The 507-nt window shown below is 35.3% G+C and carries 1 protein-coding gene; it reads left to right on the forward strand.

Features of this window, described 5'->3' with window-relative positions:
• Nucleotides 1–140: 140 nt before the first annotated feature.
• The coding region (locus Aba26S_RS21040; RefSeq protein ID WP_043975239.1) for a hypothetical protein at nucleotides 141–507 on the forward strand (367 nt) is incomplete at its 3' end.

A 507-nucleotide genomic window follows, 5' to 3' on the forward strand; every position in this document is an offset into this window, starting at 1 on the left:
GGATTTGAGCTTATTCATACTCCTTTTGCTGATATTGGTAATAGTTTCGAACATATTCATTTTCAAATGTTGAGGAGAGAGATTTACTTTAATAAAACTTTTTAGTATTTTGTTAGCAAATCAGTAGTATTTCCATCGCTATGCGTTCAAGTAGGTTGTCTAAGCTTATACTCGCATTTATCCTGTTTTTGTTTACGATAACAATTACGGGAGTTCATGCGTGGGCGCCTGTCTTACTTGAGAATATTGAACACCAACATGAGTTAAGTATTGTCGTTGAGGATGATGCATCAAGTCATTGGTCTTTGCAGCATTCTAGTGATTCTCTTAAAAACTCTACTGATCATGACGCTGAAGCGCATAGCTGGAAGAACATTGATGAGCCAATTTATCATCATTCAGTAAAACCAATTTCTTCTGATAGTGATCTAAGCATAGATCCAGTCTTTATTCTTAGTTTCGCACTTCCACTAGTTTTATTCTTTTTCCAGCTTTTTGAAAAGCCTA

It is taken from the genome of Acinetobacter sp. NBRC 110496 (assembly GCF_000876115.1).
Classification (GTDB): domain Bacteria; phylum Pseudomonadota; class Gammaproteobacteria; order Pseudomonadales; family Moraxellaceae; genus Acinetobacter.